This window comes from Janthinobacterium sp. SUN033 (assembly GCF_030397595.1).
Classification (GTDB): domain Bacteria; phylum Pseudomonadota; class Gammaproteobacteria; order Burkholderiales; family Burkholderiaceae_D; genus Janthinobacterium; species Janthinobacterium kumbetense.
Genome location: NZ_JAPQNV010000001.1, coordinates 1,095,573 through 1,119,780 on the forward strand (window position 1 = coordinate 1,095,573; position 24,208 = coordinate 1,119,780).

At 64.5% G+C, this 24,208-nt stretch carries 24 protein-coding genes; 19 read left to right on the top strand and 5 right to left on the bottom strand.

Annotated elements, in window-relative coordinates:
• Positions 1–19: 19 nt before the first annotated feature.
• The gene (locus OX460_RS05135; RefSeq protein WP_289897903.1) at positions 20–604 is read right to left on the bottom strand and encodes a TetR family transcriptional regulator; all 585 of its coding nucleotides are present in this window, start codon (positions 602–604) and stop codon (positions 20–22) included.
• Positions 605–696: 92 nt separating this feature from the next.
• Between OX460_RS05135 and OX460_RS05140 the strand changes: the two genes are divergently transcribed.
• Positions 697–1,095, top strand: coding sequence for a nuclear transport factor 2 family protein (locus OX460_RS05140; RefSeq protein ID WP_289897904.1), 399 nt, complete (start codon positions 697–699; stop codon positions 1,093–1,095).
• Positions 1,096–1,259: 164 nt separating this feature from the next.
• Positions 1,260–1,682 (top strand): DUF2061 domain-containing protein, encoded by a 423-nt coding sequence (locus tag OX460_RS05145; protein ID WP_289897905.1) that lies wholly within the window; start codon positions 1,260–1,262, stop codon positions 1,680–1,682.
• A gap of 20 nt (positions 1,683–1,702) precedes the next feature.
• On the opposite strand, the gene OX460_RS05150 is transcribed toward OX460_RS05145, so the two are convergent.
• On the bottom strand, positions 1,703–3,148 hold the full coding sequence (locus tag OX460_RS05150) for an amidase (protein WP_289897906.1): 1,446 nt from the start codon (positions 3,146–3,148) through the stop codon (positions 1,703–1,705).
• 101 nt (positions 3,149–3,249) lie between these two features.
• Between OX460_RS05150 and OX460_RS05155 the strand changes: the two genes are divergently transcribed.
• The 7 genes from OX460_RS05155 (at position 3,250) to OX460_RS05185 (ending at position 11,730) form a co-directional block, all read left to right on the top strand.
• Complete coding sequence (locus tag OX460_RS05155; protein WP_289897907.1) at positions 3,250–4,173, top strand: LysR family transcriptional regulator; 924 nt, start codon at positions 3,250–3,252, stop codon at positions 4,171–4,173.
• Between the two features lie 130 nt (positions 4,174–4,303).
• On the top strand, positions 4,304–5,653 hold the full coding sequence (locus OX460_RS05160; RefSeq protein WP_289897908.1) for an MFS transporter: 1,350 nt from the start codon (positions 4,304–4,306) through the stop codon (positions 5,651–5,653).
• Positions 5,646–6,158: a MarR family transcriptional regulator gene (locus tag OX460_RS05165; RefSeq protein WP_289897909.1), complete on the top strand. Its 513-nt coding sequence runs from the start codon at positions 5,646–5,648 to the stop codon at positions 6,156–6,158. Before OX460_RS05160 ends, OX460_RS05165 begins: the two co-directional genes overlap by 8 nt.
• Entirely contained in the window at positions 6,155–7,354 is a 1,200-nt protein-coding gene (locus tag OX460_RS05170; protein WP_289897910.1) for an FAD-dependent monooxygenase, read from the top strand. The genes OX460_RS05165 and OX460_RS05170 overlap by 4 nt, the downstream gene beginning before the upstream one ends.
• Positions 7,355–7,588: 234 nt before the next feature.
• Entirely contained in the window at positions 7,589–9,586 is a 1,998-nt protein-coding gene (locus OX460_RS05175; RefSeq protein WP_289898413.1) for a c-type cytochrome, read from the top strand.
• A gap of 59 nt (positions 9,587–9,645) precedes the next feature.
• The gene (locus OX460_RS05180) at positions 9,646–10,422 is read left to right on the top strand and encodes a class I SAM-dependent methyltransferase (protein WP_289897911.1); all 777 of its coding nucleotides are present in this window, start codon (positions 9,646–9,648) and stop codon (positions 10,420–10,422) included.
• Entirely contained in the window at positions 10,423–11,730 is a 1,308-nt protein-coding gene (locus OX460_RS05185) for a divalent metal cation transporter (protein WP_289897912.1), read from the top strand. It begins immediately after the preceding gene.
• A 6-nt stretch (positions 11,731–11,736) separates the two neighbouring features.
• Here the strand turns inward: OX460_RS05185 and OX460_RS05190 are convergent, their stop codons facing one another.
• Positions 11,737–12,528, bottom strand: a complete 792-nt coding sequence (locus OX460_RS05190; RefSeq protein ID WP_289897913.1) for an SDR family oxidoreductase — start codon at positions 12,526–12,528, stop codon at positions 11,737–11,739.
• Positions 12,529–12,718: 190 nt separating this feature from the next.
• Here OX460_RS05190 and OX460_RS05195 point away from each other — a divergent pair, with 190 nt between their 5' ends.
• The 7 genes from OX460_RS05195 (at position 12,719) to OX460_RS05225 (ending at position 17,683) form a co-directional block, all read left to right on the top strand.
• Positions 12,719–13,126 carry a MerR family transcriptional regulator gene (locus OX460_RS05195; protein WP_251348745.1) on the top strand — a complete coding sequence of 136 codons (408 nt, stop codon included), beginning with the start codon at positions 12,719–12,721 and terminating at the stop codon, positions 13,124–13,126.
• Positions 13,123–13,776, top strand: coding sequence for an SMI1/KNR4 family protein (locus OX460_RS05200; RefSeq protein ID WP_289897914.1), 654 nt, complete (start codon positions 13,123–13,125; stop codon positions 13,774–13,776). The genes OX460_RS05195 and OX460_RS05200 overlap by 4 nt, the downstream gene beginning before the upstream one ends.
• 100 nt (positions 13,777–13,876) lie before the next feature.
• Positions 13,877–14,428 carry a DUF4142 domain-containing protein gene (locus tag OX460_RS05205; protein WP_289897915.1) on the top strand — a complete coding sequence of 184 codons (552 nt, stop codon included), beginning with the start codon at positions 13,877–13,879 and terminating at the stop codon, positions 14,426–14,428.
• A 103-nt stretch (positions 14,429–14,531) separates the two neighbouring features.
• Complete coding sequence (locus OX460_RS05210) at positions 14,532–14,912, top strand: hypothetical protein (protein WP_099667984.1); 381 nt, start codon at positions 14,532–14,534, stop codon at positions 14,910–14,912.
• Positions 14,913–14,925: 13 nt separating this feature from the next.
• Positions 14,926–15,363: a hypothetical protein gene (locus OX460_RS05215; protein WP_289897916.1), complete on the top strand. Its 438-nt coding sequence runs from the start codon at positions 14,926–14,928 to the stop codon at positions 15,361–15,363.
• 240 nt (positions 15,364–15,603) lie between these two features.
• Positions 15,604–16,071 carry a cache domain-containing protein gene (locus tag OX460_RS05220; RefSeq protein WP_289897917.1) on the top strand — a complete coding sequence of 156 codons (468 nt, stop codon included), beginning with the start codon at positions 15,604–15,606 and terminating at the stop codon, positions 16,069–16,071.
• Between the two features lie 79 nt (positions 16,072–16,150).
• A complete protein-coding gene (locus tag OX460_RS05225) occupies positions 16,151–17,683 on the top strand; it encodes a methyl-accepting chemotaxis protein (RefSeq protein ID WP_289898414.1) in 1,533 nt (510 codons plus the stop codon).
• Here OX460_RS05225 and OX460_RS05230 read toward each other — a convergent pair.
• Both OX460_RS05230 and cadR read right to left on the bottom strand, forming a co-directional pair.
• Complete coding sequence (locus OX460_RS05230; protein ID WP_289897918.1) at positions 17,680–18,762, bottom strand: hypothetical protein; 1,083 nt, start codon at positions 18,760–18,762, stop codon at positions 17,680–17,682. The two genes, OX460_RS05225 and OX460_RS05230, sit on opposite strands and share 4 nt — an antisense overlap.
• A 10-nt stretch (positions 18,763–18,772) precedes the next feature.
• Complete coding sequence (gene cadR / locus OX460_RS05235) at positions 18,773–19,204, bottom strand: Cd(II)/Pb(II)-responsive transcriptional regulator (RefSeq protein ID WP_086136775.1); 432 nt, start codon at positions 19,202–19,204, stop codon at positions 18,773–18,775.
• A 100-nt stretch (positions 19,205–19,304) separates the two neighbouring features.
• Here cadR and OX460_RS05240 point away from each other — a divergent pair, with 100 nt between their 5' ends.
• The 3 genes from OX460_RS05240 (at position 19,305) to OX460_RS05250 (ending at position 24,198) form a co-directional block, all read left to right on the top strand.
• Positions 19,305–21,590: a heavy metal translocating P-type ATPase gene (locus tag OX460_RS05240; protein ID WP_289897919.1), complete on the top strand. Its 2,286-nt coding sequence runs from the start codon at positions 19,305–19,307 to the stop codon at positions 21,588–21,590.
• Positions 21,591–21,675: 85 nt separating this feature from the next.
• A complete protein-coding gene (locus OX460_RS05245; RefSeq protein WP_289897920.1) occupies positions 21,676–23,139 on the top strand; it encodes an alpha/beta fold hydrolase in 1,464 nt (487 codons plus the stop codon).
• Positions 23,140–23,148: 9 nt separating this feature from the next.
• Positions 23,149–24,198 (top strand): alpha/beta hydrolase, encoded by a 1,050-nt coding sequence (locus OX460_RS05250; protein WP_289897921.1) that lies wholly within the window; start codon positions 23,149–23,151, stop codon positions 24,196–24,198.
• Positions 24,199–24,208 lie beyond the last annotated feature (10 nt).

The window sequence follows — 24,208 nt, forward strand, 5'->3', positions numbered from 1 at the left end:
CGCATGCGAGCTTCGCCGCTCACATGCGCAGCAGCGCCGCACCCAGCAAGCGCATGTGCAGCGCCACGCCCTGGCGCAACGCCTCCCCTCCCCCTTGCGCATGCTTGATGCCATCCATGGCGGCCACCAGCAAGCCGGCCACCTGCGCGGCGGTCGCGTCCACCCGGCGCAGCGCGATATCGCCCGCCGCCTCGGCCTGTTCCAGCGCGCCGGCCAGCGACGCCACCAGCGTTGCCCGCGCCGTCAAGGTGATGTCGGCGGCCAGGGTCATATTGGCGTCGAACAATTCCTGCCCATGGGCGCTGGCGGAAATTTCCGCCATCAAGCCTTGCTGGAATGCCAGCAGCGCCGTTTCGATGCGCGTGAAGACGGGGCCGGGTTCGGCCAGCGCCGCTGCCACTTGCGCCATGACGGTGGCATGGGCCCGTTCGGAACCGGCGCGGAACACGTCTTCCTTGTTCTTGAAGTGCAGGTACAGCGCGGCGCGCGACATATCGGCCGCCTGTGCGATGTCGAGCATCGATGTCTTGCGGTAGCCATAGCGGCAAAACACGGCCAGGGCCGCGTCGAGTATGCGCTGGGTCTTGAGGGTGTGGGGTGACATGCTGGCATATTGACATTTTATATATATAGTGTCAACATGGCTTTTGGACAAATTACGTCAAAGTGTCAATCTCCACAGCGAAGGATGAAATCATGCAAGAACAGCACCCTGGCTCCGAGGCGGCCATGCAGGAACAATTGCGCGACATCGAACGCGGCCGCCTGCGCGCGCTCGTCGACGGCGACGTGGCGCTGGCGCGCACCCTGCACGCCGACGATTTTCAGCTGGTCACGCCCATCGGCAGCCTGCTGTCGCGGGAAGAATACCTGGGCGCCATCGCGGCTGGCCACATGCGCTATCTGAGCTGGGAACCGGGCGAGATCGCCGTGCGCGTGCATGGCGATGCGGCCGTGCTGCGCTACCAGGCCCAGCTTGAAATCCATTTCGCCGGCCAGGCCGTGCCCCGCTCGCGCTACTGGCATATCGATAGCTATGAGCGGCGCGCTGGGCGCTGGCAAGCCGTGTGGTCGCAGGCGACGGCGATACGCTGACGGCCATGGCGGCTGCGGGAGGTGTGCTCAGCAGGGGCAATTGATATTTCTCAAACCATAGCCTCAATCTATGGGTTCGGTTGAAATATTTTACTTCCTTTTGTAAATGAGAATCGTTACTATCTAAATCAAGGATAAGCGAATTCAACAGAAAGGAGCATCCCTTGTTCACAGCCATCAAAACATTCAGCCAGGTCTGCACGCACATGTCGATCGCCTTCGGCCTCGCCTACTTGCTGACGGGGTCCCTGGCGCTCGGTGGCTTGGCCGCGATCATCGAACCGATTATCAACGTTGCCCTGTTGCCGTGGCATGAAAAAGCCTGGCACGCGATTCGCCGCCGCTACGCCGCCAGCCGCCTGGGCATTGCCGCCCTGGCCGGCGAAAAGCTCAGCCAGACGACCCTGCACATGGGCGTGGCCTTCGGCGTCATGTACTGGGCCACGGGGTCCATGGCCTTCGGCGGCTTGCTGGCCGTGGTCGAGCCGATCTGCAATGTGATCGTCCTGCCCTTCCACGACCGGCTGTGGGAAAAAGCCCGCTTTCGCCTGGAAAGCCGCGGTTCGGCCCGCCTCGCCGTCCTGTAGTCTTCCTCTTCTCCCCCTTCCTAGTTCCCTGCCCACACGGGCGGCCGACGTTGCACCCACGGCGCCGCCCGCTCCAGCTGGCCCGCCAGACGCAGCAGCACGTCATCGCTGGCGTAGCCGGCCATGAATTGCATGCCGATCGGCACACCCTCATTTGACATACCCAGCGGCACGGACATGGCCGGCAAGCCCGCCACGTTCGCCAGCGGCGTGTACGGCGAATGTTCGAACAGGCGCGCCGTCCAGCCAACACCGTCAAGCTGGTCCTCCTTTTCGCCATAGCGGCCCAGTTGCCACGGCATATCCGGCAAGGTGGGCGTCAGCAGCACGTCGTACTGGCCGAACAAGACACCGGCCTGGCGCGTGACCGTGTTGCGCACGTCGAGGGCCGCCACGAAGTCGACCGCCGAGACCGTTTTGCCATGGCGGTAACAGGCCAGGGTCGCCGCTTCCAGGGTCTCCAGCGACACGGTGCGCCCGCTCTCCTGCGCCAGGCCATCGATCCACGGCACCAGGTTGGCGCACCAGATGCCGGCATTCGCGTGCACGAATGCTTCCCACGATACGCCCAGCGCGGGCGCCACTTCTTCCACGTGGTGGCCCAGGCTTTCCAGCAGGCGCACGGTGGCGTCCAGCACGGCATCGATGGCGGGCACGGGCCGGGCGCCATTGCAGGCGGCGCGCTGCACGCCGATGCGCAGCTTGCCCGGCGCCACACCCACCTGCGACAGCCAGCTGTGGCCGGGCGGATTCGTCACATACGGCTCGCCTGCCATCACGCCCTGCACGCAATCGAGCAAGGCGGCGCTGTCGCGCACGGTGCGGCTCACGCCCAGCTGCACGCCCAGGCCGCTGAAGATTTCATCCATGGCGGGGCCGTTCGAGACCCGGCCACGGCTCGGTTTCAGGCCGAACAGGCCCGTCGAGGCGGCCGGCACGCGGATGGAGCCGGCCGCATCCGTCGCATGGGCCAGCGGCACGATGCCGGCCGCCACGGCCGCCGCCGCGCCGCCGCTGGAGCCGCCCGCGCTCAAGGCCAGGTTCCAGGGATTGCGCGTGGCGCCGTAGAGCACGGGTTCCGTGGTGGTGGCAAACGCCATTTCCGGCGTGCTCGTGCGGCCGAACGTCGCCAGGCCGGCTGCGCGGAACTGCGTCATCAGGTGGGAGTCAAATGCGGCGACATGGCCGGCGCCCAGGCGGCTGCCCGCTTCGCTGCGGCGGCCCGCCATCGTGACGGCCACGTCCTTGATCAGGAAGGGCACGCCGGCGAACGGCGCAGTGCTGACTGTGCTGTCGATGGCAGTCAAATCCGCCGGCCACAGCTCGACCACGGCATTGATCAGCGGGTTGACGGCGGCGCAGGCGCGCGCGGCCGCGTCGTGCAATTCGGCGGCCGAGATGTCGCCGTCGCGTAGCAGCTGGGCCAGTCCCAGACCATCAAAGCTTGTATATTCATGGAGTTGCATCAGTTTATTCCTGTAATGGATGAAGAGTGGATATCACAGGAACTACTCTAGGGCTTGCGCTATCATAGTGGAAATGAATAGTTGATATACAAGGTATAGCCATGAACAATTTTCATAAGCTGGATTTGCACAAGCTGGACTTGAACCTGCTGCTGACCCTGAACGCCCTGTTGATTGAACGCAACGTCACGCGGGCGGCGGCGCGGCTGCACCTGAGCCAGCCGTCCGTCAGCGTGCAGCTGGGCAAGCTGCGTGCCGCCTTCGACGATCCGCTGCTGTTGCCCGGCCCGCGCGGCATGCTGCCCACGGCGCGGGCGCTGGCCCTGTTCGCGCCGCTGCAAGCCGTGCTGGCCCAGCTGGAGCAAGTCTTGCAGCCGGAACAGGCGTTCGAGCCGGCCACGGCCGAGGTGCGCTGGAATCTGGCGGCGGCCGACGCCACCGAATATGCGATTTTGTTGCCCATGCTGCCGTCCCTGCGCGCGCAGGCGCCCCTGTCGCGCATGGCCGTCTTCGAAGCCGTGCCGGCGCGCATGGCGCACGCGCTGGAAAACGGCCAGGTCGACCTGGGCTTTTTGGCGCAGGAAGAGGCGCCGCCCGGCTTGCGCCACCGCACCCTGTTCACCGAACATTATGTGCTGGCGGGCCGCCGCGACCACCCGCTGCTGCAGGCGCCGCCCGACCTCGAGCGGTTTTGCTCGCTGGAATTCATCGTCGTCTCGCCCAACGGCGGCGGTTTCCGCAGCAACGTCGATACGGCGCTGGAAACGCTGGGACGGACGCGCAAAGTGGTGCTGTCCGTGCCGCATTTCCTCATCGTCCCTCCCCTGCTGGCCGCGTCCGACATGGTGGCCCTGCTGCCGTCGCGCCTGCTAAAAAACGCCCTGGGCGACCTGCGCACGTGGGAGCCGCCCGTCACCCTGCCCGATTACGAGATGGCGATGGTGTGGCACGAGCGCATGCACCTGGACCCGGCGCACCGCTGGCTGCGCGAACGCATCATGGCGTGGAACGAAAAGCCCGCTTGAACCATTGACAAAGAGCATCAGGCCGCATACTGTCTCGTTTTATTACTAACTAAGTTAGCTATTGCTTCGCATGAAGACTGCTGCACTGCCTCGCTGGCCCATTTTACTGGTCATGATCGTTTCCGAGATCATGGACCTTGCCGCATCCACCATCGTCAACGTCGGCGGACCTGCCCTGATCGAGTCGCTGGGCGCCAGTTCCGCCCAGATGCAATGGGTCATCGGCGGCTATGCGCTGGCCCTGGGCGCCGGCCTGGTGCTCGGCGGCAGGCTGGGCGACCGCTACGGGCGGCGCGCCATGTTTTTATGCGGCCTGGCCGCCTTTACCATCGCCTCGCTGCTGTGCGCCGTGGCGCCGACCATCGCATTGTTGATCGTCTTTCGCCTGCTGCAAGGGCTGGCCGGCGCGATGCTGTTGCCGCAAGGCTTGGGCTTGCTGCGTGAAAACTACCAGGGACCGGCCCTGGCCAAGGTGTTTGGCATCTTCGGCCCCATCCTGGGCCTGGCGGGCATACTCGGCCCCGTGCTGGGCGGGATGCTGCTCGAAGCGAACGTGTTCGGCCTGGGCTGGAGAGCCATGTTCCTGATCAATATTCCGATCGGCATCGCCTGCTTCCTGGTGGCGCGCCGTTACCTGCCCCACCGTCCGGGAGACCGCTCCGTCCACATCGATGTCCCCGGCGCCAGCCTGCTGGTGCTGTCGTCCGTGTTCCTCGTCTTGCCGCTGGGCGAGGCGGGAGCGTGGCCGGCGTGGGGATGGCCGATGCTGGCGATGGCCGTGCTGGGTTTCGGCCTGTTCGGCCTGCGCCAGTCCGCGATGGTGCGCGCCGGGCAGACGCCGCTCATCATGACGTCGATCTTCCAGCGCTCCGCCTACACGGCCGGGCTGGCCGGCATTGCCCTGTTCTTTTGTTCGCTCGTCGGCATGCAGCTGGTGCTGACGCTTTTCTTGCAAATTGGACATGGCTTGACGGCGGGAGAAGCAAGTATTGCCAATCTGCCATTCGCTGTGGGCACGGCGTGCGGCGCCACCCTGAGCGGCGCCGTCCTGGCGGCCCGTTTCGGGCGCAAGGTGCTGCAACTGGGCGCCGGTGTCCAGCTTGCCGGCGTGGCGCTGCTGCAATTTGAACTGGGCAATACGGCGGCATTTTCTGCATGGCATGTCGTTCCCGGCATGCTGGTCTGCGGCATCGGGGCCGGCCTCGTGATCGCAGCCTTGTTCAGCATCATTCTGGCGTCGCTGGACAACAAGCAGATCGGCTCCGGTTCCGGCGTGTTGTCTGCCGTGCAATCGATCGCCGCATCGATCGGCGTGGCCCTGTTCAGCGGCGCATTTTTTGCCGCGCATCCCGCCCTGACGCCGGACCGGGCGCTCAGCGCCGCATTGACGATCCAAACCGGCATACTCATCGCCTTCATGGGCGTGACGTTCTTCTTTCCCACTGCTGCAAAATCTGAACTTGAGGTAAATCATGCATGACCAGCCAACACACAATCAAGCATTCGCGGCCGACGATCCCCGTGGCATGCACATCGCGGGCGACGTCATCGGCCGCCAGTTGCAGGATATCGCGATCCTGACCCGTGAAACGGCGTTGCACCTGAGCAACGCGATGGGCATCAACCAGACCGACCTGGCCCTGATGGAGCAGTTGATCACGCACGGTCCTTTGTCTCCGAATGAACTGGCTGCGCGCCTGTCCGTCACGACGGCGGGCGTCACGCTCGTCATCGACCGCCTGGAACGGGCCGGCCACGTGACGCGCGTACGCCAGCAAGACGACAAGCGCCGCGTGCTCGTCCATCCCGTGCCAGCCTCGGTGGCGCAAACCTACACGCATATCGCGCCGATGCTCAACGGACTGGACGCGGTGCTGAGCGGCTTGTCCGCCGGCGAACGGACGACGATAGAACACTTTCTCCAGCAAGTGATCACGGTTTACCAGACCACTTTGCCAACCACAGCAGAAAAGAAAATCAAATGACGATCAAACGAAAAATCCTGATCACGGGGGCCAGCGTTGCCGGCCCGACCCTGGCTTACTGGCTGTCGCGCCTGAGCATGGACGTCACCGTTGTCGAGCGGGCGCCCGAGTTTCGCGATGGCGGACAAACGATCGACGTGCGCGGCGCAGGCAAGCTGGTGGCGCAGCGCATGGGACTCGAGAGCGCCATCCGCGCCAAGACCACGCATGAGGATGGACTCCGGTTTGTCGACGCGCAAGACCGCACGCAGGCGGAATTCGGCATCGGGGCCTTTGGCGGCAACGGTCCCGTGGCCGAGCTGGAAATTTTGCGGGGGGAACTGGCCAAGCTGCTGATCGGGCATGGCCGCGACGCGGTCGACTACCGCTTTGGCGACAGCATCGCCGCGCTGGAAGAATTGCCGCATGGCGTCAAGGTGCGCTTCGAACAGGGCGGCGAAGCAGTGTTCGATCTCGTCATCGGCGCCGAAGGCGTCGGTTCGCATACGCGCAAACTCGTGTTCGGGGATGAAGTCCAACGCCGCTCGTTCAAGCTCTATACGGCCTATTTCACCATCCCGCGCGCGCCGGGCGACGAACGCCAGATGCGCTGGTTCAACGCCCCGGGCGGCTTGAGCGTGTGCCTGCGTCCCGATAACCTGGGCACCACGCGCGCCCTGCTGTCGTTCCAGGAAGCGCCCAGCGCCTATGAAAAACTGCCGATTGCCGAACAAAAAGCCCTGCTGAAGCAGAAATTCGGCGCCCTGAAATGGGAGACGCCGCGCATCCTGGCGGCCCTGGATGACGCCACCGACCTGTATTTCGACCAGATTTCCCAGGTCAAGATGCCGCGCTGGTCAAAGGGACGGATTGCCCTCGTCGGCGACGCCGCCTATTGCGCCTCGCCCATCAGCGGCATGGGCACGAGCCTGGGCATGTGCGGCGCCTACGTGCTGGCGGGGGAACTGGGACGCCATGACGATCACGCGCAAGCCTTTGCCGCGTATGAAGCGATCATGCGCCCGTATGTTGACCAGGCGCAAAGCGTGCCCACCTTCGCACCGCGCCTGGCCTCGCCGCACTCGCGCGTGGGGATCGCCATCGGCCATGCGATGTTGCGCATGTCAAACGTGCCAATTATCAAGACGATACTGGCCAGGTTCCTGACGCCCAAGGCGGATGCCATCGCGCTGCCCGAGTATGCGAACATGGCCTGAGGCAGGCGGGCGGCGGGCGTTGGCATACACGAATTGTTGCCGCAATGCACTAGGCAAAATTACCTAGTCGATCGAAAGAAACTCCCAATTTTCGCCTTGGGCAGGAATGCGTAAGCTTGGCCCGAATAATAAAGGGTCACCATGAACGCCATTTCCATCCTGCATCGCGGCTCGCGCCGCCATCCTGCTTCCTCCCCCTCGCTGTTTGGCCGGCTTGCCATCATGCTCCTGGGCATGCTGGCCTTTTGCGCCAGCGCCGTGGCCGCACCTGCGCCCACGGCCTCGGCCGAGCTGATCAAGCGCGGCGAGTATGTCGCCCGCCTGGGCGACTGCGTGGCCTGCCACACGAGCCCGAACGGCGCCGCCATGGCCGGCGGCCTGGAATTGAAAACGCCGTTCGGCACCATCTACAGCACGAATATCACGCCGGATGCGAAGACGGGCCTGGGCACGTACACCTTCGCGCAATTCGACCGCGCCATGCGCAAGGGCGTGGCGGCCGATGGGCACAACCTGTATCCGGCCATGCCCTACCCTTCCTACGCGAAGATCACGCCCGACGACATGCAGGCCCTGTACGCGTATTTGCAGCGGGGCGTGGCGCCCGTGGCGCAGCAAAACCGTGAAACAGACATGAAATGGCCGTTCAGCATGCGCTGGGGCTTATCGTTGTGGAACGCCGTCTTCCTCGACGACGCGCCATTCAAGCCCGACAGCGCCAAGTCGGCCATGTGGAACCGGGGCAGCTATCTGGCCCAGGGGCTAGGCCATTGCGGCTCGTGCCACACGCCGCGTGGCGTGGCTTTCCAGGAAAAAACCATGGGCCAGGATGGCGGCAGCGGCAAGCATTATCTGTCCGGCTTCACCTTCGACGGCTGGCATGCCGTCAATTTGCGCAATCTGTGGACGCCGGCCGACATCGTGCAATTGCTGAAAACGGGCCGCAACAGCTTCGGCACGGCGGCCGGCAGCATGACGGAAGTTATCACGCACAGCACGCAATACTTCACGGACGGCGACCTCGATGCGCTGGCGCATTACCTGCACGGCTTGCCGGCCAAGCCGGGCGCGGCAGTGCAGCAGAGCAAACCGGCGCCGGCTGTCGCGGCCAGCAACGACGCGCTGTACAACACGCGCGGCGGCCTCGGCTACCTGCAGTTTTGCGCCACCTGCCACCGCCGCGACGGCCGCGGCGTGGAAAACATCTTCCCGCCGCTGGCGCAGAATGATTCGGTGCAGTCGAAGGACGCCACTTCCGTCATCCATATCGCATTGACCGGCTGGCAGTCGGCCGTCACGCAGCAGTCGCCCCGTTCCTTCGGCATGCCCGCGTATGACCGCCTGTCCGACACGGAACTGGCGGAAATCCTCACCTTCGTGCGCGGCAAGTGGGGCAACCACGGCGCGCCCGTCACGCCCGCCCACATCGCCAAGGTGCGCAAGGAGCTCAAGCTCAAGGCGCCGGATGCGGGCGGCTTCGTCACGCCCCGCTTCGCCGCCCTGACGGCCGACCCGAATGCCAATCAATTGATTCACGGCATGCAGCTGATGACGGAAACGCGCGCCCGCCTGCCGCAAAACGTGGGCAACGACCTCAATTGCAGCAGTTGCCACCTGAATGGCGGCACCGTGGCCAACGGTTCGCCCTTCCTCGGCATTTCCGCCTTCTTCCCGGCGGAAGCGCCGCGCGCCGGCAAGGTCATCAGCCTGGGCGAGCGCATCAACGGCTGCTTCCGCCGCTCCATGCACGGCAAGCCCCTGCCCGTGGACGGCCCCGACCTGCAGGCCATGGTCGCCTATATCGACTGGATGAAGGGCGCCACGCAGGCGAACGACAAGGTGCCGGGACGGGGCGTGGCGAAGATCGACCGCAACCTGCTGCCTGACCCCGTGCATGGTAAAAAAGTGTATGCCGAGCAATGCGCCGTCTGCCATGGCGCGAATGGCGAAGGCATCCGCGGCGCCAACGGCGTGGTGGCTTTCCCGCCGCTGTGGGGCGACCGCTCGTTCAATATCGGCGCCGGCATGGCCCGCACCTACACGGCGGCCGGCTTCGTCAAGGCGAACATGGTGATGGGCCACGGCCAGAAATTCCCGCTGGGCCAGGGCAACCTGTCCGATCAGGACGCCGTCGACGTGGCCGAATATTTTACGCACATGCCGCGTCCGGACTTCCCCGACAAGGTCAAGGATTGGCCGAAGGGCGGCAAGCCCAAGGATGCGCGCTACTGACGCCCCATCGCGTTCGTAATCTGCTACGCTCATGCCACGACCACGCCAAGGAGTCTTGCATGAGCAGCAATATCCACCACGCGGCAGCCGGCGGTTATGCCACGGCGGCCGCCAGCTACGTCAAGGGCCGGCCCGATTACCTCCCCGCAGTGTCGGCCTGGTTGCAGGATAGCCTGGGCCTGGGGCCGGGCGCCACCGTGCTGGACCTGGGCGCCGGGACGGGCAAGTTCACGCCGCGCCTGTTGGACACGGGCGCCACGGTGATTGCCGTGGAACCCGTGCCTGCCATGCTGGCAAGACTGGCCGCGGCCTTGCCGCAAGTCCAGGCGCTGGCGGGTACGGCAACGGCCATTCCCCTGCCCGACGCCTCGGTCGACGCCGTGGTCTGCGCGCAAGCGTTTCACTGGTTCGCCACCCCTCAGGCGCTCGATGAAATCTGGCGCGTGCTCAAGCCGGGCGGCAGGCTGGGCCTGGTGTGGAATCTGCGCGACGCCAGCGTGCCCTGGGTGGCAAGACTGGACGCCATCGTCAACCAGGCGGAAGGCGATACGCCCCGCTACTACACGGGCGCCTGGCGCCGGGCCTTCCCCCATGCGGGTTTTGCACCATTGCAGGAAACACAATTTTCCCAGGAGCACACGGGATCGCCCGAAGACGTGCTGTTCAACCGCGTGCGCTCCACCAGTTTTATCGCCGCCTTGCCGCCGCAGGCGCGCCAGCGCATCGATGACGAGATTGGCCTGCTGGTCGCGTCGGAGCCGGCCTTGCGCGGGCGGGACAGCATCAGCGTGCCCTACCGGACGGCCGCCTTCGTGGCACAAAAACAGGCCATATAGATGTCTAGTGAACAAGACACAGAACCGCAGCAGGCCGCCAGCCAGGCGGCGGCCCCGTCCGACACCTGGCTGGGCAAGCTGGGCCCCGGCCTGATCACGGGCGCGGCCGACGACGACCCCAGCGGCATCGCCACGTATTCGCAGGCGGGCGCCCAGTTCGGCTTCGGCATGCTGTGGACCGTCTGCCTGACCTTCCCTTTGATGCTGGGCATCCAGGTGATCAGCGCCAAGATCGGCCGGGTCAGCGGGCATGGGCTGGCGACGAATATCCGCCGCCACTATCCGAAATCCTTGCTGTACGCCATCGTCGGCTTGCTGCTGCTGGCCAATGTCATCAATATCGCCGCCGACGTGGCCGCCATGGGCGATGCCTTGACCCTGATCATCGGCGGTCCCACCCACCTGTACGCCATGGGCTTCGGGCTGCTGTCCATGCTGCTGCAAGTGTTTATTCCCTACCAACAATATGTACGCATCCTGAAATGGCTGACCCTGGGCTTGCTGGCCTATGTGGCCACCGTGCTGACCGTGCAGATTCCCTGGGGCGAAGTGGCGCTGCGCACCGTCCGGCCCCAGTTCGCCTGGTCGGCCGCCTCGGTAACCATGATCGTGGCCGTGTTCGGCACGACGATCAGCCCCTACTTGTTCTTTTGGCAGGCGTCGCAGGAAGTGGAAGACTTGCAGGCGGATGCCGGCGCGCAAGCCCTGCGCCGGGCGCCGGAACAGGCGCCGCGGCAATTCCAGCGGATCAAGATAGACACGGCCATCGGCATGGGCTTTTCCAACCTGGTGGCCTTCTTCATCATGCTGACGACGGCCGTCACCCTGGGCGCGCAAGGCATCACGCATATCGACACGTCGGCGCAAGCGGCGTCCGCCCTGCGCCCCATCGCCGGCGAGTTCGCGTTTGCCCTGTTCAGCCTGGGCATCATCGGCACGGGCTTGCTGGCCATTCCCGTGCTGGCCGGCTCGGCCGCCTACGCCATGGCGGGCGCCTTCCACTGGAAAAACAGCCTGGAACTGGCGCCCCGTGCCGCCAAGAAGTTCTACGGCATCATCGTCACGGCCACCGTGATCGGCGCCGCCCTGTGCTTTTCGCCGCTCGACCCCATCAAGGCCCTGTACTGGAGCGCCGTCATCAATGGCGTCATTTCCGTGCCCATCATGGCCCTGATGATGGTGATGGCCTCGCGCCCCGCCATCATGGGCACGCTCACCATTTCAAGACGCCTGCGGGCGCTTGGATGGCTGGCCACCTTCGTCATGGCGACGGCCGTGCTGGCCATGTTTGCCACCATGGCGTTTTGATGCGCATCAAGTCCGTGGCTTGAGCATCCCTTCCACGATGCCCAGCACGGTCTGGCGGGGCAGCAGCCGCGGCAGCCAGGCCAGCAGCCGGTTGGGCCGGCCCGCCACATGGCTGCTGCGGCCCCGGTCCAGCGCGCGCAGCGCTTCATCGACGACGGCTTGCGGCGCCATGCGCTTGCCCACGGCCGCTTCGGGCGCGGCCACCACGTCGAAGAAGGCCGTGTCCGTGGCGCCAGGGCATAGGGCCAGCACGCGCACGCCGCACTGGCGGTTTTCCGCCCACAGTGCTTCCGAAAACGACAGCACGAACGCCTTGCTGGCGCCGTAGATCGCCATGTAGGGATCGGGCTGCAGGGCCGCCGTGGACGCCACGTTGATGACGGCGCCCCGCCCCTGAGCCAGCATGTGGGGCAAGGCGCAGTGCGTCAATTCCATGAGGGCCGTGCAATTGACGGTGACTTCGGCCGCCTGGCGCGCCAGGTCGATGCTCTCGAACCTGCCATGCGTGGCGAAACCCGCGTTATTGATCAGCACGTCGGGCGGCATGCCCAAGGCGCAAGCCTGTGCATGGGCGTCTTGCGCGGCGCCGGGCAAGCCCAGGTCGGCCACCAGCGCGTGCGCGCGGATGCCGTGGCGCCGGGACAGTTCGGCCGCCAGCGCATCGAGCACGGCGCCGGAACGGGCCAGCAGCAGCAAGTGCGCGCCGCGCGCGGCCAGGGTTTGCGCAAAGACGCGGCCGATGCCGGACGAGGCGCCCGTGATCAGCACGGTTTGGTTGGTGTAGTCGTATGGGAGCATGGCAAACGTGTCGTAGTTGAGAGTGTTTCTAATGTAAACTGTAGACTTTAGTCCACGGTCAAGCGTGGAACGCAAAAAAGTGCGCATGGCCGCGTTGCATAGTCTTGCCGTACTAGCGTACTGTCTGCGCCTATACGCCTTGCCCTGCACATTTTTCACGTTCCACAAATGAGTAGAAAGTCAAAAAACTATGCGCATCGGTGAAATCACCCGCCTGACGGGCGTCAGCAAGGATACGGTGCGCTTTTACGAGCGCCAGGGCTTGCTGGAGGAAGCGCCGCAGCCGGGCATGACGAATAACTACAAGGAATACTCGGCGCAAGCGTTGCGGCGCATCGAGCTGATCGGCCACGCCAAGGCGCTGGGCTTTACCTTGAAGGAAATCGCCGAAGTCATTGCCGTCTGGCAGGAAAACGCACTCGATGCGCTGACCAAACGGACCATGCTGGAAACGAAAATTGCCCAGATCGATGACAAGGCCCGTTCGATGGCCGTGCTGCGCGCCGGCCTCGTCGATGCACTGGCCAAGGTGGAGACGGGTTGCGACGATGCGGCGCCAGTACATATGAACAAGAATAACGACAAGGAGTCTCAATGAGCAACCATTACACGCAGTACCGCCACCTGGCGCTCGAGGGCGCCAAGCCTGCCCCCACGGCGCAGCAGATCACCGCCATCGAAACCTTGCTGGAAGCGCCCTTGCCGCCCGCCTTCCTGGCATTCTTGCGGGTCGCCAACGGCGCCTGGTTCGATTACACGTGCGATGTGCCGGACGGTAATGGCGGCGTGGAAAAAATGGGCTTCAATACCTTTTTCAGCGCCGACGAAGGCGATTTCTGCGATGAAACACTGGTCGGCGAAATCCGCGCCGCGCGCAAGCATACGGACATGCCGGTGCGCATCCTGCCGTTCGCCCGCGATGGCGGCAATTCCATGCTCTACCTGGACTTGACGGAAGAAGGCGGCGGCCGGGTACTGGCCTATGTGCAGGAATTGCCGGAGTGGACGGGCAAGCGCGCCCACGGCCTGATGGAGCTGGCGCCCTCGTTCGACGCCTGGCTGGACAGCCTGTATATCGACCGCGACACGGTGCTGGAGGAACTCGAACACAGCGTTTCTGAACCCTCGCACCTGGAAGCGATGGCGCAGTGGCTCGATATCGGCATGCCCGCCTGGCGCCGCGATGCGGGTATCGCCGCTTTATTTGCTATTAAACAAGTCGAACTGTGCGCTAACGAACAGGACTAGTCCTACGGGCATGGCCGCGCCTGTCCTATGGGTGTGCGCAGGCTGCGGGCTTAACATTGTCATCAGCTTGCATAAAACGCCATATTCGAAAGGATTTCCCATGCCTATCTCCACCACCAGTTCCCGTACCCCTTCCCTGAAAAGCGTGGCCATCGGCGCGGCCGTGGCGCTGTTGAGCGGGATCGCCATCAACAGCATCGCCGCCGCCGCGCCGGGCGCGTACGACAAGCGATTCCTCAGCAAGGCCGCCGATGCGGGCAGCACGGAAATCGCCGCCAGCAAGGTGGCGCAAAGCAAGAGCAGCAATGCAGAAGTGAAGCGATTCGCCGACGCCATGGTCGGCGCCCACACGACAGTGGCCGACGCGCTGAAACAGTTGGCCAGCAGCAAGCAGATTGAGGTCAGCGACCAGCCCGGCGCGAAACACAAGGCGCAGATCGACCGGCTGGGCCGCCTGGAAGGCCAGGCCTTCGACAGGGAATATGCGGCCACCATCGGCGTGGCGGCGCACAAGGAGGCCGTGAAGCTGTTCACGGATGCCAGCCAGAAGGCGAGCGATCCCGACATCAAGGCCTTTGCGGCCAAGACCTTGCCAGCGTTGCAACATCACCTGGAAATGGCGCATGCGCTGCACGCGGCATTGGCGAAATAGAGCGCCATACGCGGGGAAATACTTGCAGTACGTGCTGTACAGCAAGTATTTCTGCTCTTGACATACAATGCGGCAACTTCGTTTTCGGCCATGCCATGACCTCATGCAGCTACTCAAGAAAACCGGCTTGATCGCCGCCGCCTTCCTGTTCCTCATCCTGCTGGCAGGCTGGCTCTTCATCAAGGTGAGCGCGGCGCGCAATGCCACCGTGTATGCCCAGCAGTGGAACGACCAGGGCACGTGCGTGATCAAGACCTATGTGCCGCACTACGGCAACGGTGTGCCGAACAACATCGTGCGCGCGTTCAGCACGTCCACCTTCTTCCGCGTGTACCACAAGGATGGCACCATGCTGGAAAGCACGGAATGGGTGCTGGACATGCATGAAGACGGCATCCTCGACCACGCCCACTGGGGCCAGAACCGCGCCATCTACCCGACCGACCTGGGGTATGAAGGCTGGACCTTGCCTGAGTGCGCGTGAACGGAAAATCATCATGCAAGAACTGAAACAAAAGGGGTTGCGCGGCCCCTGGAGCGACGCCCCCTACCTTCCCACCTTGCACCATTTCCTCGGTCCCTTCGACGTGTATGACCGCGAAGAAACCCTGGGCGTGGAGCTGGATGCCTGGAACATGAACGATCCAGCCCAGCGCGCGGCGCTGATACGGCGCGACATCACGTCCCAATACAAGGAACTGAGCTACCGCCACCGCCATGCGCTGGTGGCCGTGCTGGCGCAGGCCTTGCAAGACCCTGATTACGATTTCCAGGCCATACTCGAACATGACCCCGAAAGCACGCACGCGCTGCCGGCCCTGTGGGACGAAATGGACGACCCGCGCGCCTTCTTTGCCGATATCTACCGCCTGGTGCGGCAAGACTGGCGCGAGGACCTGGCGCGCGCGGCGGCGGAAGACCCGGCCAGCTGGTAGCGCGGCGCACGCGCCACACTATCGACACGATAGGCTGCGCCCTCCTTTCCCCTATGAAATATCCATTGCGGCAATGTGCACGCGCCGTTGCAAAAACGCCCGTCTGAAAAAATATCTGTTGCACCAGCGCATGCCCACTGGCATCGCGCTACCATGAGCCGTCGGCACTTCGATAGGCGCCGCCTTACCGCGCCGGTTCCCCCGCCGGCTTCCCCCAGCCGCAATGTGAAGGAGATTCTCATGCCCAAGTTCGCCCCTGCCATGTGCTTGTCGCTCATGCTTGCCGCCGCTACCCTGTCCGGTATCGCCAGCGCTGCCGAGGGCGGCGCCACGCGCGCCGACGCCGAAGCCATGGTCAAGAAAGGCGTGGCCTACATCAAGAGCGCCGGCGACGCCAAGGCGTATGGCGAGATCACGGCCAAGTCGCCGCAATTCATCCTGCACGACTTATACCTGGTCGTGTACAAGCTCGACGGCACGGTCGCCGCGCATGGCGCCAACCCGAAAATGGTGGGCAAGAACTTGATCGACTTGAAAGATATCGATGGCAAGGCCTTCGTCAAGGAGCGCGTCGACCTGGCCAAGAGCAAGGGCACGTTCTGGCAGGAATACAAATTCACGAATCCGGAAACCAAGAAGATCGAGCCGAAGGTAATGTATTGCGAAAAGCTGGCCGAGACCGTCGTCTGCGGCGGCATCTACCTGTAGCCAGCCGCCGCGCCGCCGGCGCCGGGATGGTTGTCCGCTCTCTTGACGATAGGGGCTGCATGTGAAAATCGCACAGAAGATGTTGATCGTCCCGGTGGTCGCGCTGGCTTGCCTGCTGGCCATGGGGGCCTTGTCCTACTTCGCCATGCAGCAGAACGAGCAGCGCATGCGCGAACTGAAAGACGTCACCCTGACGGCCGAGCGGCTTGCGAACCAGCAAGCTATTGCCCTGGGCCAGGTGCACGCCGACGTGTATGCGAAGATCGCCATCGCGGCCAGCCTGTCGGATGAGCAGTTCAAGCAATTCGGCGCGCAAACGGATGGCCAGCTGAACGCCATCGCGCAAGGCTTGCAGCAATTGCAGACATTCTCGGGCGCCGCCACGGAGGCGGGCCAGGCTCTGCCGGGTATCGAACGCTACCGTGCCAGCGTGGCGCAGGCGCTGGACCTGGCGTCCATGGACCCGAATACGGGCGTGGCGGCGATGCAAAATGCCGCCACGCATTACCAGCAAGTGCGCGGGCAGTTGCGCCAGGTGTTGCTCAATCTCGACCACCGCACTGTCGATGCCTTGCAGGATACCAAGAATGCGGGCCAGCGCGCCGGCTGGCTGTCGCTCGGCACCATGGCCATCGGCTTTGCCTTGCTGGCCCTGATCGCCACCTGGGTGGCGCGCTCCGTGGTGGGCCCCATCGACGAAGCTTGCCGCGCCGCCGAATCGCTGGCCGCCGGCGACTTGACCACGCGCATCGATGCCCGGGGCGACGACGAGGTGGGCAAGCTGGCGCGGGCCCTGGCCACGGTGCTGAAAAACTGGAACACTTTATTGGGCGACATACGCCAGGCAGGCTCCACCATCACGGTGGAAGCGAGTGAAATCGCGCTGGGCAATGCGGACTTGTCGGCCCGCACGGAATCGCAAGCCCATTCCTTGCAGGAAACGGCGTCGTCCATGCATGCCTTGACGGATACCGTGCGCGAAAACGCCAGCCATGCGCACCAGGCCAACCAGATGGTGCTGTCGACGTCGAACGTGGCGCTCGAGGGCGGCCGCGTGGTGGGCCAGGTGGTCGAGACGATGGGCTCGATCATGGCCAGTTCCGGGCGCATCGTCGACATCATCGCCGTCATCGACGGCATTGCCTTCCAGACCAATATCCTCGCCTTGAACGCGGCCGTGGAAGCGGCGCGCGCGGGCGAACAGGGACGCGGCTTTGCCGTCGTCGCCACGGAAGTGCGGGGCCTGGCGCAGCGCTCGGCCACGGCGGCGCGCGAAATCAAGCAATTGATCGAGGATTCCGTGGCCAGGATAGAAACGGGCAGCGAGCTGGCCGACAGCGCCGGGCGCACCATGGGCGATATCGTCGCCTCCGTCCAGCAAGTGACGGAAATCATGAACGACATCACGGCGGCCAGCCAGCGCCAGAGCAAGGGCATCGAGGAAGTCAACAACGCCATCACGGAAATGGACGAATTGACCCAGCGCAATGCCGCCCTCGTCGAACAGTCGGCCGCCGCCGCGCAAAGCATGCAGGACCAGGCGCATGATCTATTGCGCGTGGTCGACGCCTTCCGCCTGGGCGAAGGCGGCGCGCCGTTGCTGGCGCCTTAGCGCCGGTGCGGCATGGCGGCCCGGGCGCAGGCTTGCATGGCCTTGCCTGCCTCTACCAGCGCGGGGTTCGCGTCCCGCAGCAGGACATTGCCCATGCGGTATTGCTGATGGTAATCACCCAGCAGGGCTGAATACAGGAAAACCTGGTCTTGCCTGCGCCAGGCGGCGTGGTAGTTGCTGCCTGGCGTAGCCGGAATGGCGGCGCTGAAGTAGCTGTACAGGCCACCCACCTTCTTCTTGTGCAGCCATTCCATCAATTGCACGATGCGGTACTGTTCCAGCAAGCTCAATTCGCTGACATTGACGCCGGACAAGGCGTAATACAGCTCCAGGCGGGCCATCCAGTTGCCCTTCCCGCCTGCCGTCGCCAGCGCATCCCAGGCTGGGCCGGCACGCACCTTGCGCGCGTCGTCCGGCAATGCCATCCACGCTTCCACAAAGGCCTGGTCCGGCACGGGGCCGTAGTCGGCGGGCGCGCGGCAGACGAACTGGCGCGCATCGGGCCCGTCCTGCGGGACTTCGTCGGCGATGTATCTGGCGATCTTGTCGCCGACGCCCAGCAGGCGCTTGCCATACCCTTCCAGGGTCCAGCTCGCAGGCAAACGCCCCAGCCAGGCCAGCGCATCGTCGTTGGCACGGGCCTCCACCGCGTAGGCGGCGATCCTGGCCTGCATCCTGGCTTCCTTCTGCTGCTCCGCCAGCTTGAGCGCCTCTTGCTCCTCGTCATAGCGGCTCGTGGTCTTGGCCAGTTGCACGCAATCCAGGAAGGCCTCCGGCGCGCCCTGCCAGCACTTGGCCGGCACCTTCAGCTGCCAGCGCATGCTGACGGTTTTCAGCACATAGTTTTCCTCGCCCTCTTCGCCCTTGAGATAGGCGCGGCCATCCGCCTTCGTCACGCCTTTCGCCAGCAGCTTGCCGCCGGCCGTGCTCCAGGTGTACGGGTCATCGTCTTGCGGCACGCCCGGCGCGGCGTACAGGGTCAGGTAGTGTCCGGCTGCGGGCGGCGCATCGGCGGCATGGCTCAGCGGCGACAGCAGGGATAAGGTCAGTAAAGTTCTTTTAGGTAACAGTTTCAGCATGCAGCAATCGTCAATGAAGTTCGGTATGGCAGGCGCAGTCGTGGCCGCTGGCCGCCTCGGACAGGTTTTGCAGGATGGCGCAGTCTTGCGACGGCTGCGGCCGGTCGCACTGGTGGCGCAGGGTCACCAGTTGCTGCTGCAAGGTTTGCAGGTTCGCCATTTGTTCGGCAATGCGCAGGATGTGGTGGTCGAGCAATTCATTGACGCTCTGACAACCTTCGGCCGGGTTGTTCTTAAATTCCAGCAAGGCGCGGATATCCGTCAAGCCGATCTGCAGCGAACGGCAATGGCGGATGAATTGCAGCCGTTCCTGGTGTTCTTCCCGGTACTCGCGGTAGCCGGCGCTGTTGCGGCCCGGTTCCTGCAGCAAGCCCGCCTTTTCATAGTAACGCACGGTTTCCACGTCACAATCTGTCCGTTTGGCCAATTCTCCGATACGCATGGCACCCCCTTTTTTCATTCCAACTTGCAAATTCCGCTTGACCCTGTAGCCGCTACAGGGTTTCTAATGGAAGCATACACGAAACCGGAAGGACGATGCGATGCCGCACGATAGCCATAACCATACCCATGCGCACGACCACAAGCATGCGCACGAACCCAGCCCTGCGCCCAAGGCGGCCAGCTGCTGTTCCAGCCAGCATGCGTGCTCGTCCACGCCTGCCGCCGCGTCCGGTCCAGCGCTGCCCAGCGCCGCCATCGCCGGCGCCAATACGGCCAAATACCGCATCGCCAACATGGATTGCCCCACGGAAGAGCGCTTGATCCGCAACAAGCTGGCCACCATGGCCGGCGTCGTGGGCCTCGATTTCAACCTGATGAACCGCGTGCTCGACGTGCACCACACCCTGCCCTCGCTGGCCACGGTGGAAGCGGCCCTGCACGGCATCGGCATGCAAGCCATTCCCCTGGAGACGGACGCCGCCGTTTCCCGTAACCCGGACGAAGGCAGCCTGAGCGGCATGCAAAAGGGCTTGCTGGTCGTCTCCGGCCTGGCGGCGGCGGGCGCCGAAGCGCTGGCGTGGACCACGCATGCGGACAGTTCGCCGCTCGTCATCGCCCTGGCCCTGCTGTCGATCGCCGCGGGCGGCTGGCCGACCCTGAAAAAGGGCTGGATCGCCCTGAAAACGTTCACCCTGAACATCAATTTCCTGATGAGCCTGGCGGTGTTCGGCGCCATCGCCATCGGCCAGTGGCCGGAAGCGGCCATGGTCATCTTCCTGTTCGCCATTGCCGAGCTGATCGAAGGCTTGTCCTTGAACCGCGCGCGCAATGCCGTGCAAAGCCTGATGCAGCTGGCGCCCGACACGGCGAGCGTTGCCGACGCCAGCGGTGCCTGGAGCCAGGTGAACGTTGCCACGGTGGCCATCGGCACGTTGATGCGCGTCAAGCCGGGCGAGCGCATCGCGCTGGACGGCATCGTGCAAAGCGGCGTATCGTCCGTCAACCAGGCGCCGATCACGGGTGAAAGCATGCCGGTGGATAAGGCAGTGGGCGACGTCGTGTATGCGGGCACCATCAATGAACGGGGCTTGCTCGACGTCACCGTGACGGCCAACAGCGGCAACAGCACCCTGGCGAAAATCGTCAAGGTGATCGAGGAAACCCAGGGAAAACAGGCGCCCACGCAGCGCTTCGTCGACAATTTCGCCCGCTATTACACGCCGGCCGTCGTCGTGTTCGCCATCCTCGTGGCCGTGCTGCCGCCGCTGCTCTTCGGCGCGCCCTTCATGGCCTGGATCTACAAGGCGCTGGTGATGCTGGTGATCGCCTGCCCGTGCGCGCTCGTCATTTCCACACCCGTCACCGTCGTCAGCGGCCTGACGGCGGCCGCGCGGCGCGGCATACTGGTGAAAGGCGGACAATTCCTGGAAACGGGTTACCGCATCAAGGCCATCGCCGTCGACAAGACGGGTACCTTGACCATGGGCAAACCGGCCGTCACCGACGTGGTGGCCCTGGAAGGCAGCGACCGCGACGCCATCCTGCTGCTGGCCGCCAGCCTGGACGCCAATTCCGCCCACCCGCTGGCCGCCGCCATCGTCAAGGCGGGCCCGCCCGCGAGCAGCCACTTGCCCGTCACCCAGTTTGCCGCCCTGCATGGGCGCGGCGTGCGCGGCAGCATCGATGGACAAACGTATTACCTGGGCAATGCGCGCCTGATGACGGAATTGAACGCCCTGACGCCGGCATTGCAAGCCATCCTGGCGCGGCTGGAACAGCAAGCCTACACGGCCATGGTGCTGGCCACCTCGGCCGGCGCGCTGGGCGTCATCGCCGTGGCCGACGTGTTGCGCCCGACGGCGGCGTCCGCCATCGCCCGCCTGAATGCGCTGGGCGTGACCACCGTGATGTTGACGGGAGACAACTTGCTGACGGCGCAGCGCATCGGCGATGAAGTCGGTGTCAGCCTGGTCAAGGCGGAATTGCTGCCAGAGAATAAACTGGATGAAATCAAGGCATTGCAGCAGCAGTTCGGCGTGGTCGCCATGCTGGGCGACGGCGTCAACGACGCCCCCGCCCTGGCGCAGGCCGACATCGGCTTTGCCATGGGCGCGGCCGGCAGCGACACGGCCATCGAGACCGCGGACGTGGCCCTGATGGACGATGAACTGGGTAAATTGCCCGAATTCATCAGCCTGAGCCAGCGCACGCGCAGCATCCTCGTGCAAAACATCAGCTTTGCCATCGGCATCAAGGCCGTGTTCTTCGGCCTGGCCCTGGCCGGCATGGCGACCCTGTGGATGGCCGTGTTCGCCGACGTGGGCGCCAGCCTGCTGGTGGTGGCCAACGGTTTGAGATTGTTGCGCAATAGCAAGCAAACATAGTCCCACGCAGAAATATTTCCATCTGGACAATTGCTGTAAAAAACGCTACTTTGGCGCTTGATCTCCACCTTCGCCAAAGTAGCCGATGACCGTCCTGCCCCGCTTCCCCCTGTTGGCCACCTTGCTGGCTGCTGCCTCCCTGCATGCCGAACCGATGTACTTCACCCCTTGCTCCGATATGGCCGTGCCCGGCAGTCTGTGCTCGGGTTTGAACGTGCCCGGCAGCTACGATGCCCAGGGCCGCGCCGTGGGCGAGCCGGACGCCATGCACGTCTTCGTGCGCAAGATTGCCGCCGACGTGCCTGCCGGCAAGCCCGCCAAGGGCACCCTGTGGCTGGTGGCGGGCGGCCCCGGCGAATCGGGCGCCTCGTTCTACAGCTTGCTGCCCACCTTGCGCCGCAGCTTTCCCGGCTTTGAATTCCTCATCCCCGACCACCGCGGCACGGGGCATTCGTCGCGCCTGTGCAAGGTGGAAGAGTCGGAACGGAGTCCCGGCGGCCGCGCGCTGGCTGGCGCCGAATGGGGCAGCTGCTTTGCCGGCATCAACTTGATGCCGGAATACGCGGGCCAATTTTCCATCACCACGGCGGCTCGCGACTTGCAAGCCTTGATCGCAGGCGAACGCCAGGCCAAAGGCAAACAGCCGCCCGTATATGTATACGGTGTGTCGTACGGCACGCAACTGGTCTTGCGCACCTTGCAACTGGGACCGCTGCCCGTCAAGGGCGTCATCCTCGACTCGCTGGTACCGCCGCAGACGGATGCGCGCTGGGACTTGAGCCAGCGCTCGCACGTGGTGAACACGGTCGGCATGCAAGTGCTGGCCCGCTGCGATGCAGATGCCGCTTGCCACGCGGCACTGGGCGAGCCGGCAACAACCCTGTACCGCCGCGTGCTGGACAAGGCGCAAGCCGATCCCGCGCTGCTGGCGAAGATCCCCGGCAAGAACCTGAAGCACTTCCTGGGCGGCATGCTCGACGTTCCGGCCGCCCGCGCCCGCATTCCCTACCTGCTGCGCGAGCTGGACCAGGGCAAGGATGGGGAGCTGGCGTCCGTGCGCGCCACGTTGACGCAGGCGGCGGCCGGCCTGGGCAGCTATCCCCAGTCACCGCTGTCGATACCGCTGGTCAATATCATCAGCAATTCGGAAAACAATCTGCAAGCTTCGCTGCGCCCCGGCTGGGCCGCTACCGACATCGACCGCGACGAGGCGGACTTGCTGTTTACCAGTCCCCTGCCCCGCATCCTGCTGGGCGGCGGCTTGCCCACCTACCCGCGCGACGCCTATTTTGGCGCATTGCCGGCGAAAGTGCCGCCCACTTTGGTACTGCAGGGCACCCTGGACCCGAAGACGCCCTACGCGGGCGCGCAGGCGCAAGTGCAGGCCTTGACGCAGAACAAGGCCGGCAAGGTGGCCCTGTCCACCGTGCACAACGCCCCGCATTTCATCCTGTGGACGGCGCCCACCTGTTTTGAACAGGCCAGCACCCGCTTTATCGCCGGCAAGCCGGCGCAGGATTGCACGCTGCAATTCCCACCAACTAACTAAGAGGACGATATGCGCATCACAGGCCTGGCATTGCTGCTGTTATCTTGTTTCGGCGCGGCACAAGCGGCGCTGCCCGCTTCGCCATCCATCTGCGCTTCGCCCGCACAGTCCGTTCGCGAACAGGGCTACGTGCCCATCAATGGCATCGAGCAATGGATCACGGTCACGGGCACCGCCTGCGGCAATCCCGTGATCCTGTTCATCCACGGCGGCCCCGGCAATGCGCTGAGTCCCTACGCGGACGCCATCTATGCGGGCTGGGAACGCCACTACACGCTGGTGCAGTGGGACCAGCGCGGCGCGGGCATGACGTATGGCAAACAGCGCCCATCGGAAGAGCTGCCCTTGACGCTGGAACAGATGCGCGACGACGGCATCGCCGTGGCCCGCTATATCGGGCAGCATCTGGGCCAGCGGAAAGTCATTTTGATGGGCAGTTCCTGGGGCTCGATCCTCGGTGTGCACATGGCCAAGGCGCAGCCAGAGCTGTTCCACGCGTATATCGGCACGGCGCAGGTGGTCAATGCGCGGGCCAACGAAACCGGCATGTACCGGGAAGTGCTTGCGCTGGCGCAAGCGGCCGGCGATACCGCCACGGTGGAGAAGCTGACGGCGCTCGGCGCACCGCCCTGGCGCGATCCGCGCAACTTCGGCATCCTGCGCCGCTTCGACCGCAAATATGAGGGATTGGCAACGGATGCGCCGCCCAAGCACTGGTGGCAGCCGGCGCCGTTCTATGCCACGCCGCAAGCGCTGGCCGATGCCGAGGCGGCCGATGACTACTCGTACATCCAGTTCATCGGCCTGCACGGCGACGGCATGTTCGCCAAGGTCGACCTGCCCGCGATGGGCACGCGCTTCGACTTGCCCGTGTTTTTCATCATGGGCGAAGCGGACTTGCTGACCTCGCCCGCCATCGCGCGCAGCTACTTCGACAGCATCACGGCGCCGGCCAAGGATTTTACCGTAGTGAAACGGGCCGGACACGACCCCAACCAGGCCGTGCACGACGCCCAATGGACGGTCTTGCGCGACAAGGTGGCGCCGCTGCTGAAGTAAAGCGCGCGGC

What these genes read in the sequence shown, in the direction of transcription:
- OX460_RS05155 (WP_289897907.1), top strand. Translation starts at nt 3,250, where the DNA reads ATGAACAATTTTCATAAGCTGGATTTGCACAAGCTGGACTTGAACCTG.
- OX460_RS05170 (WP_289897910.1), top strand. Translation starts at nt 6,155, where the DNA reads ATGACGATCAAACGAAAAATCCTGATCACGGGGGCCAGCGTTGCCGGC.
- OX460_RS05175 (WP_289898413.1), top strand. Translation starts at nt 7,589, where the DNA reads ATGCTGGCCTTTTGCGCCAGCGCCGTGGCCGCACCTGCGCCCACGGCC.
- OX460_RS05190 (WP_289897913.1), bottom strand. Translation starts at nt 12,528, where the DNA reads ATGCTCCCATACGACTACACCAACCAAACCGTGCTGATCACGGGCGCC.
- OX460_RS05165 (WP_289897909.1), top strand. Translation starts at nt 5,646, where the DNA reads ATGCATGACCAGCCAACACACAATCAAGCATTCGCGGCCGACGATCCC.
- OX460_RS05135 (WP_289897903.1), bottom strand. Translation starts at nt 604, where the DNA reads ATGTCACCCCACACCCTCAAGACCCAGCGCATACTCGACGCGGCCCTG.
- OX460_RS05210 (WP_099667984.1), top strand. Translation starts at nt 14,532, where the DNA reads ATGCAGCTACTCAAGAAAACCGGCTTGATCGCCGCCGCCTTCCTGTTC.
- OX460_RS05230 (WP_289897918.1), bottom strand. Translation starts at nt 18,762, where the DNA reads ATGCTGAAACTGTTACCTAAAAGAACTTTACTGACCTTATCCCTGCTG.
- OX460_RS05240 (WP_289897919.1), top strand. Translation starts at nt 19,305, where the DNA reads ATGCCGCACGATAGCCATAACCATACCCATGCGCACGACCACAAGCAT.
- OX460_RS05250 (WP_289897921.1), top strand. Translation starts at nt 23,149, where the DNA reads ATGCGCATCACAGGCCTGGCATTGCTGCTGTTATCTTGTTTCGGCGCG.
- OX460_RS05225 (WP_289898414.1), top strand. Translation starts at nt 16,151, where the DNA reads ATGTTGATCGTCCCGGTGGTCGCGCTGGCTTGCCTGCTGGCCATGGGG.
- cadR (WP_086136775.1), bottom strand. Translation starts at nt 19,204, where the DNA reads ATGCGTATCGGAGAATTGGCCAAACGGACAGATTGTGACGTGGAAACC.
- OX460_RS05150 (WP_289897906.1), bottom strand. Translation starts at nt 3,148, where the DNA reads ATGCAACTCCATGAATATACAAGCTTTGATGGTCTGGGACTGGCCCAG.
- OX460_RS05195 (WP_251348745.1), top strand. Translation starts at nt 12,719, where the DNA reads ATGCGCATCGGTGAAATCACCCGCCTGACGGGCGTCAGCAAGGATACG.
- OX460_RS05215 (WP_289897916.1), top strand. Translation starts at nt 14,926, where the DNA reads ATGCAAGAACTGAAACAAAAGGGGTTGCGCGGCCCCTGGAGCGACGCC.
- OX460_RS05200 (WP_289897914.1), top strand. Translation starts at nt 13,123, where the DNA reads ATGAGCAACCATTACACGCAGTACCGCCACCTGGCGCTCGAGGGCGCC.
- OX460_RS05220 (WP_289897917.1), top strand. Translation starts at nt 15,604, where the DNA reads ATGCCCAAGTTCGCCCCTGCCATGTGCTTGTCGCTCATGCTTGCCGCC.
- OX460_RS05160 (WP_289897908.1), top strand. Translation starts at nt 4,304, where the DNA reads ATGGACCTTGCCGCATCCACCATCGTCAACGTCGGCGGACCTGCCCTG.
- OX460_RS05245 (WP_289897920.1), top strand. Translation starts at nt 21,676, where the DNA reads ATGACCGTCCTGCCCCGCTTCCCCCTGTTGGCCACCTTGCTGGCTGCT.
- OX460_RS05185 (WP_289897912.1), top strand. Translation starts at nt 10,423, where the DNA reads ATGTCTAGTGAACAAGACACAGAACCGCAGCAGGCCGCCAGCCAGGCG.
- OX460_RS05205 (WP_289897915.1), top strand. Translation starts at nt 13,877, where the DNA reads ATGCCTATCTCCACCACCAGTTCCCGTACCCCTTCCCTGAAAAGCGTG.
- OX460_RS05140 (WP_289897904.1), top strand. Translation starts at nt 697, where the DNA reads ATGCAAGAACAGCACCCTGGCTCCGAGGCGGCCATGCAGGAACAATTG.
- OX460_RS05180 (WP_289897911.1), top strand. Translation starts at nt 9,646, where the DNA reads ATGAGCAGCAATATCCACCACGCGGCAGCCGGCGGTTATGCCACGGCG.